Source organism: Shewanella putrefaciens (assembly GCF_016406325.1).
Classification (GTDB): Bacteria; Pseudomonadota; Gammaproteobacteria; order Enterobacterales; family Shewanellaceae; genus Shewanella; species Shewanella putrefaciens.
Map to the genome: position 1 here is coordinate 138,846 of NZ_CP066370.1, position 20,030 is coordinate 158,875.

16 protein-coding genes and 1 pseudogene are annotated in these 20,030 nt (G+C 42.8%); 7 read left to right on the forward strand and 10 right to left on the reverse strand.

The genetic code is table 11. From position 1 onward, the window contains the following. Positions 1-127 precede the first annotated feature (127 nt). From JEZ96_RS00595 to nfuA, 6 genes are all read left to right on the forward strand, one after another. Positions 128-874, forward strand: a complete 747-nt coding sequence (locus JEZ96_RS00595; protein WP_014609574.1) for a response regulator transcription factor — start codon at positions 128-130, stop codon at positions 872-874. A 2-nt stretch (positions 875-876) separates the two neighbouring features. Further along, positions 877-1,554, forward strand: coding sequence for a response regulator transcription factor (locus tag JEZ96_RS00600; RefSeq protein WP_011787535.1), 678 nt, complete (start codon positions 877-879; stop codon positions 1,552-1,554). Next, positions 1,541-2,782, forward strand: a complete 1,242-nt coding sequence (locus JEZ96_RS00605) for a sensor histidine kinase (protein WP_025008336.1) — start codon at positions 1,541-1,543, stop codon at positions 2,780-2,782. The genes JEZ96_RS00600 and JEZ96_RS00605 overlap by 14 nt, the downstream gene beginning before the upstream one ends. 179 nt (positions 2,783-2,961) lie before the next feature. Next, positions 2,962-3,726 (forward strand): outer membrane protein OmpK, encoded by a 765-nt coding sequence (locus JEZ96_RS00610; RefSeq protein ID WP_011787537.1) that lies wholly within the window; start codon positions 2,962-2,964, stop codon positions 3,724-3,726. A gap of 92 nt (positions 3,727-3,818) precedes the next feature. Beyond that, positions 3,819-5,567 (forward strand): urocanate reductase, encoded by a 1,749-nt coding sequence (gene urdA, locus JEZ96_RS00615; protein ID WP_025008337.1) that lies wholly within the window; start codon positions 3,819-3,821, stop codon positions 5,565-5,567. A gap of 238 nt (positions 5,568-5,805) precedes the next feature. Continuing rightward, positions 5,806-6,384 carry a Fe-S biogenesis protein NfuA gene (gene nfuA / locus JEZ96_RS00620; RefSeq protein WP_011787539.1) on the forward strand — a complete coding sequence of 193 codons (579 nt, stop codon included), beginning with the start codon at positions 5,806-5,808 and terminating at the stop codon, positions 6,382-6,384. Positions 6,385-6,622: 238 nt separating this feature from the next. On the opposite strand, the pseudogene JEZ96_RS19615 reads toward nfuA, so the two are convergent. The 6 genes and pseudogenes from JEZ96_RS19615 to JEZ96_RS00650 form a co-directional block, all read right to left on the reverse strand. Further along, positions 6,623-7,481, reverse strand: a pseudogene (locus JEZ96_RS19615) (transposase). Positions 7,482-7,564: 83 nt separating this feature from the next. After that, positions 7,565-7,699, reverse strand: coding sequence for a hypothetical protein (locus JEZ96_RS19575; RefSeq protein WP_255211598.1), 135 nt, complete (start codon positions 7,697-7,699; stop codon positions 7,565-7,567). A 76-nt stretch (positions 7,700-7,775) separates the two neighbouring features. Beyond that, positions 7,776-8,093, reverse strand: a complete 318-nt coding sequence (locus tag JEZ96_RS00635; protein WP_025008338.1) for a hypothetical protein — start codon at positions 8,091-8,093, stop codon at positions 7,776-7,778. After that, a complete protein-coding gene (locus JEZ96_RS19475) occupies positions 8,090-8,968 on the reverse strand; it encodes an RHS repeat-associated core domain-containing protein (RefSeq protein WP_233058904.1) in 879 nt (292 codons plus the stop codon). Before JEZ96_RS19475 ends, JEZ96_RS00635 begins: the two co-directional genes overlap by 4 nt. Positions 8,969-9,009: 41 nt before the next feature. Then, positions 9,010-13,692, reverse strand: coding sequence for an RHS repeat domain-containing protein (locus JEZ96_RS00645; protein ID WP_128090203.1), 4,683 nt, complete (start codon positions 13,690-13,692; stop codon positions 9,010-9,012). A gap of 767 nt (positions 13,693-14,459) precedes the next feature. Continuing rightward, positions 14,460-15,830: an MATE family efflux transporter gene (locus JEZ96_RS00650; RefSeq protein WP_025008340.1), complete on the reverse strand. Its 1,371-nt coding sequence runs from the start codon at positions 15,828-15,830 to the stop codon at positions 14,460-14,462. A gap of 22 nt (positions 15,831-15,852) precedes the next feature. On the opposite strand from JEZ96_RS00650, the gene JEZ96_RS00655 reads away from it, so the two are divergent. Next, entirely contained in the window at positions 15,853-16,899 is a 1,047-nt protein-coding gene (locus JEZ96_RS00655) for a polysaccharide deacetylase family protein (RefSeq protein ID WP_011920217.1), read from the forward strand. Here JEZ96_RS00655 and JEZ96_RS00660 read toward each other — a convergent pair whose 3' ends face one another. The 4 genes from JEZ96_RS00660 to JEZ96_RS00675 are packed head-to-tail and all read right to left on the reverse strand — an operon-like array spanning position 16,900 to position 19,979. Then, entirely contained in the window at positions 16,900-17,532 is a 633-nt protein-coding gene (locus JEZ96_RS00660; protein ID WP_025008341.1) for an SCO family protein, read from the reverse strand. Positions 17,533-17,536: 4 nt separating this feature from the next. After that, positions 17,537-18,442 (reverse strand): heme o synthase, encoded by a 906-nt coding sequence (gene cyoE / locus JEZ96_RS00665; protein ID WP_128090202.1) that lies wholly within the window; start codon positions 18,440-18,442, stop codon positions 17,537-17,539. A 14-nt stretch (positions 18,443-18,456) separates the two neighbouring features. Next, on the reverse strand, positions 18,457-19,434 hold the full coding sequence (locus JEZ96_RS00670) for a COX15/CtaA family protein (RefSeq protein WP_025008343.1): 978 nt from the start codon (positions 19,432-19,434) through the stop codon (positions 18,457-18,459). After that, positions 19,434-19,979, reverse strand: a complete 546-nt coding sequence (locus tag JEZ96_RS00675; protein WP_011920213.1) for a hypothetical protein — start codon at positions 19,977-19,979, stop codon at positions 19,434-19,436. Before JEZ96_RS00675 ends, JEZ96_RS00670 begins: the two co-directional genes overlap by 1 nt. Positions 19,980-20,030 lie beyond the last annotated feature (51 nt).

Below are 20,030 nucleotides of genomic sequence, written 5' to 3' on the forward strand. Positions count from 1 at the left end.
TGTCAAAAACACGGGGTATAAAAAATAAGTTTTAATTTTGCGATCAAATGTAAGTATATGTATCTGTGAGTTTTGTTTATTGTTTGTATTGAGATACCTTCTAATATCATTTTGTTTGGGGGTATTTATGGACGCTAAACAGGCGCTATCAAATGCCAATACGGCATCTACGTTAAAAGAGGTTATTCAGGCAATAACGGCAGCTTTGAAGCTGCACGGTTTTAGTGGATTCTGGTTTCAAGGAGTCCCTCATTGCGCGTATGAAAACTATCACTTTCCAAAAGAAACCAATCTGTTCTCACAAGCTTCGCTGCGTAAACCTAATGCCAGCGTAGCTTCATCACCTGTAGTTGCTGAACTGCAGCGTTTTTATCTAAGTCAGGTTGCCGCTAATGATTTTAATTTTGGTTTTTCGTTAGATACTTCAAAATCTTATATGTATCGCTTGTCGTGTGATAAAGGTGATAAAGCTAGCCTACTTTTTAGTAAGCATCATATTCAAACCGTATTAAGTTGGCCCGTTACATGCCATAGCAATCGACATTGGGCGGGTCGTTTTATATTGCTGAGTCATCTGAGTGATTCAGACATCCTATTAACGGGTTTGAGTGCAACCTTAAAAGAGGCTCAAAACAAGCTATTTGAATGTAATAAGCCATTGTTTAATCCATTTCTTCAAAGTTCTCTACTTAAAGATAATGCGAGAGATATCTTACTTATGGTCGCAAACGGCCTGCAGAATGACGAAATTTCAACCCAGCTCCCGATAAGTATCAGAGGCGTTGAATACCATATGGAATCCATGCGTAGGAAGTTTGGGGCGACGAATCGAGCAAACTTAATTCATCTCGCCCATCAATATGAGTTGATCTAAATATGTTGGTATTACTGGTTGAAGACAATCGGCTTCTCTCTAACAACATCATTCAATATCTTGAATTGAGTGGCATAGAGTGCGATTACGCGTTCAACCTAGCACAAGCGGATATGCTCATTAGTCAGCAGCAGTTCGATGCTATCATTCTTGACCTTAATTTACCGGACGGTGATGGCATTGAAGCGTGTGAACGCTGGAAAGCGCAATGTTTTACTTCACCTATCATCATGCTAACCGCCCGTAGCAGTTTGAATGAGCGCTTGGCTGGTTTTGCCGTTGGCGCTGATGATTATTTAATAAAACCCTTTGCGATGGAGGAACTGGTCGCACGATTAAAAGTGGTCGCTCAGCGTCGTCCCGCGCCCCAAAGGTTGATTATTGGCGACCTCGAAATCGATTTTGCAAATCACATGGTGTATCGGCAAGGGCAACTGCTGGTTTTGTCTAAAACCGGTTGGCAGATCTTGGCGTTGTTAGCAAGGCGCAGCCCAGAAACAGTGAGTAGAGAAGAGATTGAACGAATGCTTTGGCCCGACAGCGCACCTGATAGTGACAGTTTGCGCAGTCATATTCATCTTTTGCGCCGAGTGATCGATCGCCCCTTTGAGCGGCAAATATTACATACGATTCGTGGTGTCGGTTTAAGTCTTAGGGATGAAATCAATGCAAGCGCCTAAACTTAGCCTCAAGCGTAGCTATCAAGTGTGGGGCGTTATTTTTCTATTAATAACCTTAGGTGTGAATAGTTTTATCCCGCTTTGCATGATGTGTGCAGGTATGATTTCTATGCATGAAGTCACAATGCACAATGCAGGGCAAGCGGCCGAAGCGTTACTGAAGATGGCGGAGCCAACTCAGCAATCATTACTTCATCAACCACTTCTAAAAACCGATAACTTAACCGTCTATCCTCATTGGCGAGATATTCCGCTGCAAATTCGTGAGTTAAGTAACAATGAAGTTTTAACTGATGCGAGCAAAATTCTCTATGAGCATGCAGAAGGTCCCATTGTAAACGCGTTAAGTGTGTACTACACACAAGCTGGCCAGCCGCTATACGTTTGGCTGCAGTTTAGTGTTACCCATGATTTGCAATTTGCCCCTAAAAACATGACCGCCATTTTGCTGCTGGTATTGATAACCTTTTGTGCCAGTGCAAGCTTAGCGTTTTATATGCAAAGTAAAGTGATTACGCCTGTGCATCAAATTAGCCAAGCGATTAAGCAGCATGATTGGGAGGCAGGAGGCAAACTGAGTTTGCCGCAACAAGAATATGCAGAACTAAAAGCCATTGTTGATGCTCTAGATAACTCGATTTTACAGCTTCAAGAGGCTCAGCAACGCGAACTCAATTTTTTACGCTTTGCTAGCCATGAGTTACGTACACCAGTTGCCATATGCCAATCCTCATTCGAAATCCTCGCATTACAACAAGGTGAGCTTACTGGTGCAACTCTGTATGCTTCCCAAGCGACCAATCAAATGAAGTCACTCATTGAAACCTTGCTATGGTTGACCAATAAAGAGTGTTCCAGTTTAGAAAAGGAAAACGTCGCGTTATCGCCTTTACTTGCCAGTATTATCGAGGAGCAGCAACGGGTACATGGTCATGAGCAAAAAATTAAATTATTTTCTGACGATACTTATTTTTCCGTTCAACTTCATCCGTTAAAAATCATATTAAGCAATTTATTAAGGAATAGTATTGAGCATGGTGGAGCAGATATTAGCATTACTCAAATTGCTCGTTGTATAGAAATAACCAATTCCTACAATAGTAATGGCCGTCATGGGTTTGGTTTAGGGCTATTACTGGTGAAGCGTCTTGCTAATCAACTGGGCTGGATTTTTACTTGCTCATCAGAAAATAATTTATTTACTGCGAGGTTGGTAATCTCTAAATAAATCAATAATAGTGACTGTAAATTTACTGCATTAAACCACACACTTTTAAAATGCAAAAGCGCCTTTGGGCTTAGATCACATAGTAATCATGCGGTTCGTAGTAACTTTATTAAATAAAGTTTACGAGATGTGGGGGTATTTAAATATATTCCCTCATAAACATGGTTGAGAGGGGCTCTATGTGTAATAAAAATGTGGTATCTATTTTAGTCAGTGCAATCCTGTTTAGTGGTTCTGTGTATGCTGATATAAATAAAACAAGCGTGGATTTAGGTTATAAGTTTTATACCAGTGACACAAAAGATGATAACCCAGGTGTTTTTAATCAACCCTTTGTAAAGTTAAATCATTTGGGAATTGCTGACTGGGGGACTTACTTTGCTAATCTTAAGTTAGAAAACCCAGCAGAAATCGCGGAAAATCAGAAGCATGTTGATGGTAAGACGACGATTAAGTCATTATTGATACTGGAAAATAAGCTGGGGGAATCGCAGTTTAACTTCTGGACTCAGAACTTTATCTCTGCGAGTGAAACGCTAGTTGAAGATAACCTTTACCTAGGTTTGACTCATAACGCAAAAGTTCAAAATCTATCATTAAACTATGGTGTTGGTTTCAATTATACCATTGGTAATTTTTCACCCACATCAGAGAAGTTTAACGATTTATCAGGCTATGCTGTTGTTTTAAATGCAAAGTACCCCCTTGAATTGTTAGGGTTAAAACATAGTTTAAGTTTGAATTATGAAGCGCAAATTGATAGGGATAAAGCGCATCAAGCATTATTTTCATATAACAGCTATGGCCATCAGATAATCACAACATTACAAACAAACATCACAGATTCAATATTTTCAAAGTTATATCTCACTCATTATGATAGTTGGGGGTCTCAATATAATGATGGGTTTGAATACGGTATATCTATTGGTTATCAGTTTTAATGGGTTATCAGATTGTTTGAATTTTTAATATATAGAATTTCATCTAATTGGATGTTGTTCTATTTTTTATCAAGAATAATAAGGGAATTGTAATGCATTATAAAAAATCCATTATTGGTATTGCTGTCACGGCAACAGCGATTATTGCTGGCTGTCAAGCTACCCATCAAATAGTAAAAAGCCAAGGAACTGCTCAAGGCAAACATGGCGAAGTGCAGGTCGAAACCACATTCAAAGATGGGCATATTGTAGCTATTGATATTATTAAACAAAAAGAAAACAAAGTGCTTGCTGGTGCCGTATTTAAAGATGTTAAACAGGCAATTATTGATAATAATTCTGTTGAAGTCGATGGTATTACGGGCGCGACAGTAACGTCTAAAGCACTTAAAGAAGCTGTGGGTAAAAGTATTGAAGCGGCAGGAGTCATTCTTGTTGCAACGGCTTCTGCTAAGAAAAGTGAAGCATTAACGCCTGCAGAATATACCTATGATGTGGTGATTATTGGTTCCGGTGGGGCAGGTTTTAGCGCGGGTTTAGAAGCGATAGCCGCAGGCCGCTCCGCCGTTATTATTGAAAAAATGCCTATTATCGGTGGTAACTCATTGATTTCTGGTGCAGAGATGAATGTGGCCGGTAGTTGGGTACAAAAGACTATGGGGATCACCGATAGCAAAGAACTATTTATCAGCGATACGCTTAAAGGCGGTGATTTTAAAGGCGATCCTGAGATGGTTAAAACCATGGTTGATAATGCAGTTGATGCCGCGGAGTGGTTAAGAGATTACGTTAAAGTAGAATTTTATCCAGATCAGTTATTTCAGTTTGGTGGGCATAGTGTTAAACGGGCATTAATCCCTAAAGGTCATACTGGGGCTGAAGTCATTAGTAAGTTTTCGATTAAAGCTGATGAAGTAGGTTTACCGATCCATACCAATACTAAGGCTGAAAAGTTAATCCAAGATCAAACGGGTCGAATTGTTGGTGTAGAAGCGACACATAATGGCAAAACCATCACCTACCATGCTAAGCGCGGTGTTGTGGTTGCAACGGGCGGCTTCTCCTCGAATATGGAGATGCGCAAGAAATACAATCCAGAACTCGACGAGCGTTATGGTAGTACTGGCCATCTTGGAGGAACCGGTGATGGTATTGTGATGGCAGAGAAAATTCACGCTGCAGCAAAAAATATGGGATATATCCAGTCATATCCGATTTGTAGCCCAACCTCTGGTGCGATAGCCTTGATTGCGGACTCTCGCTTTTTTGGTGCCGTGTTAATTAACCAGAAGGGTGAGCGTTTTGTTGAGGAATTGGAGCGTCGTGATGTTATTTCACATGCTATTTTAGACCAACCAGGCCGTTATACTTATGTGCTCTGGAATCAAGACATTGAAAACGTTGCTCATACAGTTGAAATGCATCAAGGTGAACTTAAGGAGTTCACAAAAGACGGGCTAATGTATAAGGTCGATACCCTAGAAGAAGCCGCTAAAGTCTTTAATATTCCTGAAGACACGTTGTTATCAACCATTAAAGACGTTAATCGTTATGCCGCAACAGGAAAGGATGAAGCCTTTAATCATCGTTCAGGATTAGTCGATTTAAGTAAAGGACCTTATTGGATTTTAAAAGCGACACCTTCTGTGCACCATACTATGGGGGGCCTTGTGGTTGATACACGTACTCGTGTACTTGATGAACAAGGGAAGGTGATTCCGGGCTTGTTTGCTGCAGGTGAGGTGACGGGGTTAACCCATGGAACCAATCGACTCGGTGGCAATGCTTATACAGACATTATTGTTTTTGGCCGTATCGCAGGACAAGAAGCGACTAAATAGTAATAGTTTGATCCTCTAGCTTAAGCGACCCACGTGGGTCGCTTAAGCTAATATAGGCGCAACTGATTCATTAATTAATCTGCATTTTAGTGTGTTATTAGGGCATATAAATCGTGATCACTTTTGCAAAAATCCACAAACTTGGTATTCAAGGGACTACAAAGCGGGAGTGAGTCGGAGTATCATACGGCTAATTCTTACTAAAACACTCAGGTATCCCCTGACGGAGCTGGTTTCCATGATTACGATTTCCGATGCGGCCCAAGCCCATTTTGTTAAGTTGTTAGCAGATCAACCTGAAGGCACTCATATTCGTGTATTTGTGATAAGTCCTGGTACCGCGCAAGCAGAGTGTGGTGTGTCCTATTGTCCACCAGATGCGGTTGAAAGTGATGATATTGAACTTGAGTTCAACGGCTTTAACGCTATGGTTGATGAAAAGAGCGCACCTTTCCTTGAAGAAGCAACAATCGATTTTGTGACCGATCAATTAGGTTCGCAACTCACACTTAAAGCGCCTAACGCCAAAATGCGTAAAGTATCAGGCGATGCGCCTTTAGTTGAACGTATTGAATATGTTATTCAATCTGAAATTAACCCGCAGTTGGCCAGCCATGGCGGTAACATTATGTTGGTTGAAATCACCAGCGAAGGTGTTGCGGTATTGCAGTTTGGCGGCGGTTGTAACGGTTGTTCTCAAGTGGATATCACCTTAAAGGATGGTATCGAAAAACAACTGTTAGACATGTTCCCCGGTGAATTAACCGGTGTGCGTGACGTAACTGATCACCAACACGGTGAGCATTCTTACGCTTAATCTTTTGAGTTGAGCAAATAAAAAACGCGACCCGGAGTCGCGTTTTTTATATCTCTTAATTTGTACTAACTCATGCACGAACTGACAGTTTTGATTATTTATATAGTGTGACTTAATCGTACAACTACCACTTGAAACCATATAGCTCACTTTTGGACAAAAGCGTGTTATGTTTTGCGCGAAATTATCTCTATTTCGGATAAACAAAAATAATCCCAAACGCTAAGTCGCGATGAACTTAAGGATGTAACGCTTGGCTTGAGGCTTTTCCTTTACACCATTTGCCACTACAGCCCGTCCAATCAATCAGTTCGAGATAATCGGCAAAATGAAACGGAATGCCCGCTTGCGCATTCTGGTGTAGTGCACCATCGAACTGGACCAACGATTTGCTGAGAATATGAGCTTGATTGGTTGCTGAGTCTGTGGTGTTGAGATGGCTAATGGGCGATTGGGTGAATCTAGCGAGTTAATTCGCTCCTGAATCGATGTAAAATCAGAGGATTGCACAGAATCTGCAATGCCCGCTCGAATGGGATTTAAATCGACATACATCATGCACGCGAGCAGGGCTTGTTCATCTAACAGCGCTTGCGATTTAAATCGGCCTTCCCAAAAGCACCTTTGCACTCATCTTCACGATTGGCCTTGCGGGCAATTTCTTCATTTAAACAACGCATAAACCAGGAGATACTGCTTAATCGCTCATGCCACTGGGTAATTAAGCCATCGAGCAACATGCGTTCACCTTCGATTAATGCATCACCATTCATATACTTAGTCGCGACAGCATGGCCTTTAGTGATTTGGCACCAGCGGCTGATAATGTCTTTTTGCGTTAACGATTTGGCCTTGTCGACATCTATTTTAAGCACTAAATGATAGTGATTGCTCATCACCGCGTAAGCGCAAATATCGATACAAAATATCGCAGACAAGACTTTGATATTATCAATAATCCAGCCACGTCGATGCTCGTAACTGCGCCCCGAGAGTTTATCCTCACCACACAAAAAAGCCCTTCTGACACAGCGATTTATCACATGATAGAAGGGCGTTGCATTAGCATCAATTAACTGTCTTCTGGCCGAAGTCATAGCAAACTCCACACAGACAAAATCAGTATAATTTAAAGCCTAGTCAAAGACGCTAAAAAACACAAAAAATATGCCTGTCCCCGCTATTTACGACCAGTATAACCAATCCCTTCCTTATCGCCGCCTAAGCGTTTACCAAAGGGCTCATACTGGTTGCGGCTGCTGATGTTGCCCGCTGCATCGGACTCGGCCACCACAAGTAGAGGATACCAAATCAAGCCATTAATGCTGGGTGTCCATATTTATCTAGAAAAAACAAGCCCCGCGATTGCGAGGCTTTGGATTCAAAAGAGATTAAAAATCATTTGGCCTATATTTTTTTCCGAACCACAATGCTCCCCCTAAAATCGCGCAACCAATTAATAGCAAGGTCACTGAGGTCATTTGACCGGATTCAAAAACCTTCAACTTCGTGTTTAACCAAAACGGGAAAAATATGGCAAACGGGATCTCAGCAAAAATGAAGATTGCAAAGTATAGGTAGGAAACGCTGCCTTTCGCTAACCGTCCGTATGAATGAGCTTTATTTTTCTCTTGGAGATAGAAATAAAACTTAAACCCACCAATACAAATTGCTACATAAAACAGCATTAAGATCATATATAGGATCACTCAATAAACTCCTTAATTTTCGGAGCTACTTTTTCCGCAGATCCAGTTATAGCACCTTCAACAACGGCTCCTGTAACAATGCCAGCAGTAGTTGGAGCGCCAGCTTGACTAATTGGGGTAGTTCCAATAATTGGCTTCATAGTTGAGTTAGCAATACCTTTGGCTACTAAACCACCACCGCCAGCACCTAAGCCACCCGCTACGGTAGTAACAGGATCAATTTTCACATCAGATAGTGAAGGCATCTCACCAGTTTCAATTGCCGCTGTTGTTGCCGAACCTAAAGCCTGACCAGATGCACTTGCGACCATACCTGCTGCTGCCATACCAGCGGCATGAGATGCTTGAGGAAGGACCGCACCTGTAACAGCTCCGGCTATTGCCCCAGAAACTATACCTACCGCAGTATTCACAAAGCCTTCTCCTGAAGATACATAACCACCTACGGCTCCAGCAATAGCTCCATATATTGACTGTAAAAACTCACCATCAGGATCAGTGTACATATACGGATTGTTATTAGCGTAGGCGTATCTGTTGAAGCCATGTACTGGGTTTCCGCGACCAATATGCCCTAGTGCATCAACCGGATCATTCGAATAAAACCGACCTATCAGCGGATCATAGTATCGTGCCTGCATATAGGTCAGACCTAAGTCTTTATCCTGCAGATGACCTGTATACCCAATGCCTTCTTTATCGCCACCCATGCGCTTACCAAAAGGTTCGTACTGGCTGCGACTGATAATATTACCCGACTCATCCGATTCTGATACGACCGACCCCAGCATATCTGTGTGCTGGTATCGCACGGTTGCAGCTTGAACGGGGAGTGCAAAGAGTATTAATGCACATATCACATTTATCCATTTCATAAAATTAGCCTTCCTTAACACTGATGTTTGTCCATGAGCAGTTATTGAGTACATTGGCTACCACTCAGTGTCCAGCCCGATGGGCAAGTGTAAACAATCGCTGTGGTCGCCAGTCTGCGACATTGGGAGCCGCTAAGCGCCCAGCCAGAGGGGCAGGCATACACAGGGGTAGTGGTCGCATTTTGTGATAACGTGCGAGTACAGTTAGTACCACTTAGCGTCCAGCCAGCATCACAGGAATACACAGATTTGGGTGTTGCTGCATAGGTTTCAGTGCACTCCCATAAACGCATACCTCCGCCCATAGGTTCTCCAGTGCAAGAGATACCAGTGCCCGTAGGTGGCTTACTTGATGTTTGACTAAAAAAGCGAGAACACATCGAGGTCGCTGAATTGAGCGAACCGCCTCTAGGGCAACTCAATTGAGTTGTACTGTTAGCTGTTTTGGATTCCGTCTTCTGGCAAGTCGACCCCGACAGGGTGTAACCCGTTGGGCAACTGTAGCTATAACTGCTAATGCTGGCCGCCTGTGTTTCTGCTTTCTCACAAAGCGTTCCTGCCGTGTTTAAGCTGTATCCCACAGGGCAAGTCTTCGTTGCTGGTTGAGTGACTGCGCATCCTGATGGTGGGCAAATATCCACTTCAGCCACTATCTGCTTACCAAGGTAAACGCTGTCTGTCTTTTTACCATTTGCTTCTTCACGGTACAGTAGCTGTCCGGCTTTGTTATATACGGTATAAGCAGTACCTGATGGCTTGTTCTGTTTGATTTTGCGATTAAAGCCATCATAGACATAAGCCATGTCTTTAGCGGCCACCATTTGCTGAGCACGATTAAAACTCAGTGAATAACGTCCATTATGAGTAATATTGCCAGCGGTATCATATTGATAGCTGTAGGCATAGGCACCACTTAAGTTATTTAAACGATTAAGCGTGCTGTAATGGTAGTTGATAGTGGAATTGTTCAAACTGCGACTAAGGATGTTACCCAGACCGTCATAGATGTAACGTCCTGCTCCCCATTTGCCATCGGCAGACCTCAGCCTATCGACGCCATCGTAACTCAGGTTAGATATGTTGTTGCTTGAGTCAACACCATCAATCAAGCGGGTTAAATTGTCGTTACTGTCATAACTAGGGTCGAGGCTGTTCTTCAGCGAGCCAGCTTTGATATCCGTTAGCGCATCAATTCGCCCAGTGGTGTCCAATGCGACGTTACGTACAATGCCATTACCATAGGTGAATTGTTTAAGTTGTCCATTTGGATAATAACTGACTCCTGAAGCATAGGTGCCCGCTTTTGTGGCTTGACCTAATGCATTAGGCGCAAAGTCCACCACGGCACCAGAGGGATATTGGAGAGAGGCAACACTACCTAAGCTATCGTAGCCCGATGTCAACGCAAAACTGCGACCATCAATGCTGAGAGTTTCACTCTGAGGCAAGTTGAGACTGTTATATTGATATTGCCACGAAGCCGTTCCCGTTGTTAGCGACTTCAAATTGCCGTTATTGTCATAGGTATACTGTCTGTCAGGTGTTGAATCTGGGAAGTCTTCTGTCTTGAGTGCACCGACGTTGTCATAAGTAAGCGCCACTCTATGTGCCGAAGGTACGGAGGCTTCATCACAAGACGTCGTGCTACCAGATGTCCCCTCAGCTCGCCATATCATTTCACCAACATTATTATAGCCAAATGCTGCCATCCCCGTATCTGGACGCACCACCTTACACAGGTCGCGATAGCCATTGTACAAACGGCTTTCCGTAATCGAGCCCTGAGTAATAGCAATAATCTGGTCTAATTCATTGTAGTTGATGCTAATGACATCAGTATCAGGCGCAGCTATCTGCGTCGCTTTCTCACTCGATGGCGAGCCATAAGCCAAATAATTTGTCAGTGTTGTATTACCACGACCATCTGTTACTGCAGTTTGATTGCCTGATAGATATTGCGTCGTTGTCTGGCTATTATCACTTGTGCGAGTTGTGGATGTGGTGCGAATGAGCCCATCGTAAGCGATAGCGGTTCCTAGCGTCTCATCAGGTGAGGTCGATGGAAATGAAGTAAAGGTAGGCTTACCGTAGACATTAAATGCTTGGCTAATATATTTGGCGGTTGCAGACTCGTTATTTAAGTCCCACTCTTTCACTAAAATAGGCCTCATTAAGCCATCGAGCGTGACCGTCTTTTTGTAGTTACCACGTGTAATATTTTGGAACAACGCCGCATTATCACTACTGTCTAAGTCGTAGCTAATGGTTGTCTCAGCCCATCGAGTATCCGCATTCTTTACATTGATAACGCGGTTATTACTGTCATAACGATAGTGAGTTTCAACACCATTAAAGTCTGTTACTTTGGTGATATTACCACTGCCATCGACCACCATTGATGCCGACAAAAAGCAGGTATCTGGGTTTGCACAATTAGCAGTGTCGCGTTGAGGTATTTTGATTAATTGCGGCTTGCCACGCATATAATTGGCAAGTGCCATCCAACGATTGTTTGCATTGAACGTAGTTTGCTTTATGTTGCCATCACCATAGTAACGATGAGTGCTGAGCAATCTGCCATTTTGATACTCTTGGTAAAGCGAAGACTTTTCCGCAGAATTATAAGGATAATAGGTATTCTTCTTGGCTGTAACATAGTTAACTCCATCAAATGAAATGGCATTGCTATCCTCAAGATTAATTAACCAATTATTCAAATCATGGTAATACGTATTTTTTAGGTATTTCCTATTAGCATTAAAACCATTGGACTCTACAGTCAATTCTGGTGAGCCGTAGTTATTAAAGTTTAAAAACTCTTTAGTATAAGTATCGACTCTTGAGTCTTGTGTATATTGATAGATAGTACTTTTTATATTATTGACAAAGCTGTTGTACTGCGATTCGTTTTCAAATGGAAATGCACCACCATGCATAGTACCATTGTAATTGGCGCTAAATAGCTGTGCTTTACCAATACTATATCCTTGGCTATAGGTTATTTCATTACGCTGTAATAATGTTGTACCGTCGGTATTGTACAAGTAGGTCGCAACCTCCTTATCCTGCGAATAGTTATAACGACGGTCAAATACATGGATAGCTTTACTGCCATCAGGGGCAACCACAGTGGTTGAGCGTAAGTCCATTGCAGACATATCACTTGGTAGTGCAGGGAGCATACTCAACCCCTGTGGTGCGGGACCTAAATCACCACTTCCATCGGCATACTGTCCAGGGTTTTGTGAGTAACTGTAATACCAATGCTGAGGAGAAACACCTTTCCCTGATAACGTCTTTCTAATCAGCGAAAAATTTGAAAAACATCTGTCGTGAACGTTAACCCTAATATTAGGTGGCCGCTGAAATTGCTTAGGTACTTGTGAGCGTCCAAACAGTGTTGACCGAACCTCAAACTCAGCTTTCAATCCATTAGGATGAGTCACTCGACTAACATAAGAGCGAGGTATATAATTTGGATTTACGAGGGAAAATATACACTGAATGTCATCTTGTTGAGAGTCACCATAACTGTATTTAATATGGCGCTGCTCTAAGGCATTAGTCGGTGCAAAGTCAATATCATATACCCATTCACGCCCATCAGGTAAAACAACACGAGAAAGTTGGTCTGGATTAACATAAATGCCTCCAATAACCTTTTTCTCAGTTGCGATTCGATAATAGTACGACCAGGTTTTTCCATCACTTGTAATAGACTTAATACGCTTTCGCTCAACACCAGGTTCATAAGTAAAATGAATAGACCTGCCATCTGAAGAAGTAATCGAATCCAATTGGTCCGGCGCGCTGTAGTTGTAGGTGACTTTATTATTAAACCTATCCTTTACTTCAGTAACCTGCATATATGCTTTAAATACTCTCGCATAATTTGTCCACGTGGAGTTTGTTTCTCGGTCATAATAAGGAACTGGTAATCTCTCGGCGGGAAAAGAGCGTAACATGCTAAACGTATAGGTAATCCCCTGTGGAGATGTGGCAATAAACGCCTCTGAGTTACCATTAGCCTGACAAGTAATGCGCCAGTTTTTAGCAACCCGCGTGACACCTGGAGTGACGGTATTGGGTTCAAGCAACCGCTCTGAACCTACGCTTGGGACATTAATAAAGTCGCCACTCCAATATTGTTTAGCAACAACATAGCCCACACCATCTCCAAGGTAACTTGAACCTGGATTAAGGGAGCCAGAGCAAGGTTTGCCATTTGTCCACGTATTAACTGTAGAATCACCATCTACTATGGTGGTAGAAATTGACGGTATATCTAACTGCCAATCCGCAAAGTGCAATAATTGCCCCTGTGAATATTGAGCCCCTTTATAAACTCGAGTAATACCCATTTCGATAGGAAAATTACCAGGAATAACTAAATCAGTATTTGTCATACTGATAGCCCCTGAATTTAAATCAACCTTTTCACCGAAAAGCTCAGTTGTTTCAGGGGTCACCTCTGTTTTTATATTCATCCTTGCTAAGGCAAGTTCAGCGGTATTTGTGGGGGATGTGTCCGAACCTCCGGTATTTGCCGCTGATACAGCAGCAAATTTTGAAATACTCTGAGGCTGTTGAGTAAGACCAAAGCCAGGCTCCTCCAACGCTTCAGCAATCACAGGATTTATGTCGGCAGCATACGCTGTACTTGTAAGGGGCGATAAAAATGTCAAAAATAATGCGGAAGACAGTTTCTTGTAACCGATATCCATATCACGTTGTCCTTATTTTTATTCAACATGAATTACTAATATATTTAATGTTATTCTTTAAATTTGAGATTAAATCGATCTCAACTAAAGTTAATGTTACCAATATCGGCGCAATAACATTTGCCAGCATAAAATAACATTGCAAACATTATTGAAACAAGTTGTTGTAGGAAGCTTGGTGAATTCACACCAGTTAATTTTAAAGACAAAAACCTACACATTATTCAATTAGCGCCATGAACTAACCAGTAACCAAAAATTAAGTGAAATTAATCACTACCAAAATAATTATTAGTAGTTTTATTTTTTTTAATCATAGTTGCCCATCTATAGGATTTTTCGCTAACATTTCTCGAACAAAATATGGTATTTCGTCTTAGCACAAACCTCATTGCGAGGGAGATTCATCCTCAACATGTTGAATAGATGGATAATGTCAATTTGGTTTGGGAGGTTAACCAATGTGCCCCAATTTGTTACGCTCCCTTCATTGTTTAGTTTTTAGTCTAAAAATGAAAATAGCTATACTTCATTGATTGATGTATAAACGCTAGGGGCATGTTGGAGATGCCATTCTTAATTTAACAGAATGGATTACAAAATCTCATGCATAATTGAATGTAAAGCGATGTCTAAAAATGAAGCGCTGAATTGCTTTGGGGCAGAAGTGAGTTAAATCAACCTGTCGGGTCTAATTGCATCTTGATGTGAAGCTTGGCAGGTTAAGTCTGTGCTAAATCACTCAATAATTCAGATTATTACATGCACTAAGAGTGCAGTTGGAACGTCTTACTGAAGCGATAATGTGCCCCGAGAGTGAGGCTGCGAGTGAGCATAAAAACGGTCATGGCCGCCCACAGTGCATGATTCGCTTGCTCGGGTAATAATAACGCCTGCAATAAATACCATGTTGGGAAAAACGCCCCAAAGGTGGCGAGTATCATGCTATTACGCATCACTTTACCCTGCGCTGCACCGATATAAACACCATCGAATAGGTAAGAGCTAAAAGACCAAAGCGGTAGCAATACCAGCCAAATCAGATAAGTCTGTGCTGTGGTTCTGACCTCATCAATACTGGTCAATAGTTCAATTATATGGCTTCCCCAAAGGCTAAATATCAGTGTAAACCCAAGTGCAGTGATGGCAGACCAACACCAGGCCAGCACCACGGCTTCATGCAATTGCTGCGCGCGCTTTTGACCATAGGCTTTGCCCACTTCTGCTTCGGCATAATAGGCTATGCCATCGAGGGCATAGGAGATTAATAGCAGTAAATTCAATAACACTGCATTGGCTGCAACGGTATTATCACCTAGGCCAGCACCATGGAATGTCATAAACGCAAAAGCTGTCTGCAGGCAAAGGCTGCGGATAAAAATATCGGTATTGAGCCTCAGTAACTTGCCATAACCCATCAGGGTGACATGGGGTAATAGCTGGAATAAGTGAAAATCGGGAGCGCGCTTGAGTTGTTGTCGCACCATAGTGAATGCAACTGAGAAGGCGGTGATATCGGCAAATATTGAGGCGAGGGCGGCACCTTTTACACCCCAGCCTAAGCCAAGCACAAACACTAAGTCGAGAATAATATTGGCTAAGTTTGCGAGTATGAGTTGCCACATGGCGGCTTTAGGTTGTTGTCGCCCTAAGAGCCAACCTAACATCACTAAATTGAGCAGGGCGAAGGGTGTGGACCAAATCCGTACCTGAAAATACTCGCGACAATAATGCTCGACCTCACGGCTTGCTTCGGACAAGCCCAGCGCCAAATTCAGTATTGGAGCTTGCAAAGCAATAACACCCATTCCCAGCAATATGGCTAAAATAGCACCTTGAACTAAGAGTTTATGTTGAGCGTGAATATCATTTGCACCATAAGCCTGTGCGACTAACCCTGTGGTCGCCATTCGTAAAAAACCTAATAACCAAATGATTAAGGTGATAATCGTTGACCCAAGTGATACCCCACCTAAATAATAGGCGTCACTTAGATGACCTATCACAGCCGTATCCACTAATCCTAAGAGTGGAATGGTGATATTTGAGAGGATCATCGGTAGGGCAAGCGCGAACAGTTGGCGATTTTTGTTGCCATTAAACAGTAGTGCGAGTGCGGTTGATTTTGCAGTAGTCATTGATATTGGAGGTATTCACATTATGGTTAAACGTGCGTTATTGGCACTCTTCGGGTTGATGACTTTTTCGGCCAATGCCGTGGTCATTTTACAGTATCATCATGTGTCGGAAACTACGCCTGCGGCAACCAGCGTGACACCCGCGCAATTTCGTGAGCAAATGCAGTTTTTGGCTGATGACGGTTTTAAGGTAATCCCACTTACTCAAGTGGTTGAAGCGATAAAGCAAAAACAAGATTTACCCGCTAAAACCGTGGCGATTACCTTTGATGATGGCTATCGCAGCATTGCCACTACGGCGCATCCTATCCTAAAGGAATTTGGATTCCCCTACACCTTGTTTGTGGCAATTGAGCCGATTAAACAAAAGTTTACCGAGATGATGACTTGGGATGAACTCGTCAGGTTATCAAAGGAAGGGGCTGATATTGCCAACCATAGTTGGGCGCATGAGCACTTGATCCGCAGATTAGACAATGAGTCACAGGCACAGTGGTTAGCGCGGGTAACAACGAATATTCTCGAGACTGAGAAGGCGCTTGCGGATGCGACGGGTCACAATTTTAAAATGCTCGCCTATCCCTATGGCGAATATAATCAAGCACTGCAAGATATGTTAACGCAAAATGGCTTTGTCGCTTTTGGTCAGCAATCTGGCGCAGCGGGACCTTATTCACCTCTGACCGCTTTACCGCGTTTTCCCGTGGCAGGACAATATGCGGATTTAAAGAGTCTAAAGGCCAAACTTTATAGCCTTAATATGCCAGTGCTTTCCCAAAACGTGAGTGACCCAGAGTTAAAAAATGGGCAATGGCGACCAGAGTTGAGGCTCACGCTTGATATGAGTGATATTTCTGCCAATCAAGTTATGTGTTATATCCAAGGTCAAGGAGCAAAATCACCGACTTGGCTTAGCGAAACTGAATTTAGCGTACAGGCTGATTCGGCATTGCCTGCGGGACGCTCCCGTTATAACTGCACTGCACCCAGTAAAACTCGCAATGGTTATTATTGGTTTTCTCAGCCTTGGGTAAGGCCTAGAGATGACGGTTCTTGGATTAAAGAATAATCATAGATTTGACTTGTATTGCGAGACTATTTTACCAAAATCATTAATGAGTTCGTTATTCAATATTTGCGGCGGCTGCCCTAATGCCGCCGTAGGTTTGAATACGGCGACCCGTGTTCCTTGAGGCGATACCAGTACATAGCCAGCGCTGTGGTCAACTTGATAATTATCACCTTCACCCACCATGGCATAGGCTAGGCCTAGACTACGGGTGAGTGGAAATATCTGCGTATGTTCACCCGTCACGGCTTTAAATTCTGTATTAAAAAAGTTGACATAGGTCAGTAATTTTTCCGGTGTATCTCGGTTAGGGTCGACGGATAAAAATACCACTTGAATTGGCGCAATTTTATTAAGTTCAGGGTATGCTGCGGCCAGTTTATTTAAGGTTGTCGGACAAATATCGGGACAAAAGGTAAATCCGATAAAAAATAGATTCCATTTTCCTTGCAGATCCGCATTGGTAAATGCCTTATTGTGCTGATCGATTAGTTCAAATGGCGCTATCTCAAAGGCTTGTGGAAATATAAACCCGTTATCAAGTTCTATAGGCTTGGGGGGATTAAATTTAACCGCGAATAAACCACCAAGGCCAATCAATAAAATGGCGATGATTAGCATGTTTTTCTGCATAGCATTAGCTCCACAGGTAATGGTCGAGTAGTAATGCCATAAATAGCAACATTAAATGGTAAATAGAGAAGCGAAATACTTGCATTGCTAAGCCGTCACGATCCCGATATTTCAGTTGCCAAGCCTTATAAATAAATACACTGCTCAGCAAGCTAGAACACACAAAATACATTGGCCCACACATACCAACCAACACTGGCAAGAGACAAGCGATTGCTAGTAATACGGTATAGAGCAAGATACAGGTTTTAGTAAATTCGACCCCGTGGGTAACGGGAAGCATTGGGATATCTACTTTGGCATATTCGGCTCGTCTGTGAATGGCTAATGCCCAGAAATGAGGCGGAGTCCAAGTAAAAATAATGATCACTAACAGCAATGCATGCCCATGGAATTGGTTGGTAACAGCCGTCCATCCCAGCAATGGCGGCATCGCCCCAGCAAGACCGCCAATAACAATATTTTGCGAGGTTGCCCGCTTTAAATAAGCGGTGTAAACCAGCGCATAGCCGATGAGACTCGCGAAGGTGAGCCATGCAGTGAGCGGATTAACCAAAACATATAAAACCACAAAACCTAAACCTCCAATGCTGGCGGCAAAAATTAAGGCTCGCTTGGTCGAAACTCGTCCCTTGGGCAATGGGCGATTATAGGTGCGAGCCATCATGCCATCTATACGTCGATCAATCAGATGATTTAAAGCGGCAGCCGAGCCTGCCATTAAGGCAATACCGAACATACCTGCGATTAATGGCTGTACGGGGACGGCAGTGGGTACCGCTAAACACATGCCGACTAATACCGTGAGCAACATTAAGGCGACGACTTTGGGTTTGGTCATTTCAAAATAGGCGCGCCATGCCAAGCTAAAATGGGAATGGCTGCTGGTGATTGTGAGTGGTTTTGCCATCTTGGATCCCTCGCTTATGCTTTACGCCATAAAAAGTAGTTAATTGTCACTAAGGTCAGTAGCAGTAGTGCTGCGCCGCCATTGTGAGAAACCGCAATGCCGAGTGGTAAGTGCATGACGATATTAGAAATGCCTAGTGCGACTTGCAATATCACTAGGGCAACCAATAAGAGACTTAGCTTTTTTAATGCTCTAGTACTAACAAATAATTTATATGCCAGTAGTAACAGAACCCCTGTTGTTATAATGGCGCCGAATCTGTGTGCTATGTGGATGGTCATTCGTGCTGGGTAATCTAGTACCCCAAACTCAAAACTTGGGTGCTGGCCTTGGAAAGGGGAGAATGCATCGGCAATGGCGAGATTATCCATCCAATTACCTTCGCAAATGGGCAGGGTGGTACAGGCGAGTGCCGCGTAGTTTGAGGAGGTCCAAGCGCCTAGCATGATTTGACCGATAAGGATGATTAAACTCACAAGTGCTAAAATGGCAAGGTTTTGTGTCTGCAAACTACCAATCTCGACCTGTTTTTGCCTGATACGTAAATAAAGGATGAGCAGGAGTGAAATCAGGCTAAAGCCACCAATCAGGTGTGACATTACTACTATTGGCATAAGCTTCATTGTCACTGTCCACATGCCTAGAGCGGCTTGAAAAATAAGCAGTAATAATATAAATGTGGGCAATTTCTTCGGTGCTGTTGGTGTTTTTAGACATTTGATAAAAATGAACAGTATGAGCAGCCCAAGACCCGCTGCAATATATCTATGGATCATTTCCAACCATGCTTTTTCAGTTTGAATATCATGATCAGGAAAAATAGTTTGAGCACGGGCGATTTCATGGTCTTGGGTGGGCACTTTAATGTGGCCGTAGCAACCCGGCCAGTCAGGGCAGCCTAAGCCAGCATCCGATAGCCGCGTGTAAGCCCCCATTAAAATGACCATTAAGGTAAAGACTAAGGTTAAGCGTAGGATCCAAGTCAGTTGCATTAGTCTACCCTCGACAGTTTTAATAACTTACGCAGATCCGCAATCAGTGCTTTACCTTGGGCGAGATGTGCTTCTTTGCTGTGTGCTTGAGGGTAGCGTAATACTAAGTTGCCGAGGGGATCGACTATGATCAACTGTTGTGCATTTAACCACTCGTTTAAGCGGTTATTGATTGGACTAGTGTTAAAGTGAAATGCCTTTAAGGCATTAATATCGCTCTCAGGACTGACAAGGATAAGTGGCTCTACCCTTGCTTGATCTGGCCCGAGTGCGGTATGACTTTGGCGTAAAATATACAAGCGTTCACGGCAATTATCATCGCATTGGGAGGGTAATAAATAGAGTAGTTGCCATTCTTTGGGTTTAGGATTGGTAACCCCAAGACTGGTATAGCTGGTTGCGGGATTGATCAGTTCACCAAAGTTGGTTGCACCGCCGTGGTATAAATTAAGGCTCAATACTAGTTTGGCAATCACTACCGGTGCGATAAACGCCACGAGCAATAATCCCAACGCTTTGTGTGTCGATTTGGACTGGGAGTTCATGCTTGCTCCTCTCATGTAAATTATCCCTAATATATTGTTTTGCTATTTATC

Coding starts and splice junctions, on each gene's coding strand:
- JEZ96_RS00675 (WP_011920213.1), bottom strand. CDS start 19,979: ATGAACTCCCAGTCCAAATCGACACACAAAGCGTTGGGATTATTGCTC.
- JEZ96_RS00595 (WP_014609574.1), top strand. CDS start 128: ATGGACGCTAAACAGGCGCTATCAAATGCCAATACGGCATCTACGTTA.
- JEZ96_RS00610 (WP_011787537.1), top strand. CDS start 2,962: ATGTGTAATAAAAATGTGGTATCTATTTTAGTCAGTGCAATCCTGTTT.
- JEZ96_RS00660 (WP_025008341.1), bottom strand. CDS start 17,532: ATGCAGAAAAACATGCTAATCATCGCCATTTTATTGATTGGCCTTGGT.
- JEZ96_RS00650 (WP_025008340.1), bottom strand. CDS start 15,830: ATGACTACTGCAAAATCAACCGCACTCGCACTACTGTTTAATGGCAAC.
- JEZ96_RS19475 (WP_233058904.1), bottom strand. CDS start 8,968: ATGAAATGGATAAATGTGATATGTGCATTAATACTCTTTGCACTCCCC.
- urdA (WP_025008337.1), top strand. CDS start 3,819: ATGCATTATAAAAAATCCATTATTGGTATTGCTGTCACGGCAACAGCG.
- JEZ96_RS00605 (WP_025008336.1), top strand. CDS start 1,541: ATGCAAGCGCCTAAACTTAGCCTCAAGCGTAGCTATCAAGTGTGGGGC.
- JEZ96_RS00655 (WP_011920217.1), top strand. CDS start 15,853: ATGGTTAAACGTGCGTTATTGGCACTCTTCGGGTTGATGACTTTTTCG.
- cyoE (WP_128090202.1), bottom strand. CDS start 18,442: ATGGCAAAACCACTCACAATCACCAGCAGCCATTCCCATTTTAGCTTG.
- JEZ96_RS00645 (WP_128090203.1), bottom strand. CDS start 13,692: ATGGATATCGGTTACAAGAAACTGTCTTCCGCATTATTTTTGACATTT.
- JEZ96_RS00670 (WP_025008343.1), bottom strand. CDS start 19,434: ATGCAACTGACTTGGATCCTACGCTTAACCTTAGTCTTTACCTTAATG.
- JEZ96_RS00600 (WP_011787535.1), top strand. CDS start 877: ATGTTGGTATTACTGGTTGAAGACAATCGGCTTCTCTCTAACAACATC.
- nfuA (WP_011787539.1), top strand. CDS start 5,806: ATGATTACGATTTCCGATGCGGCCCAAGCCCATTTTGTTAAGTTGTTA.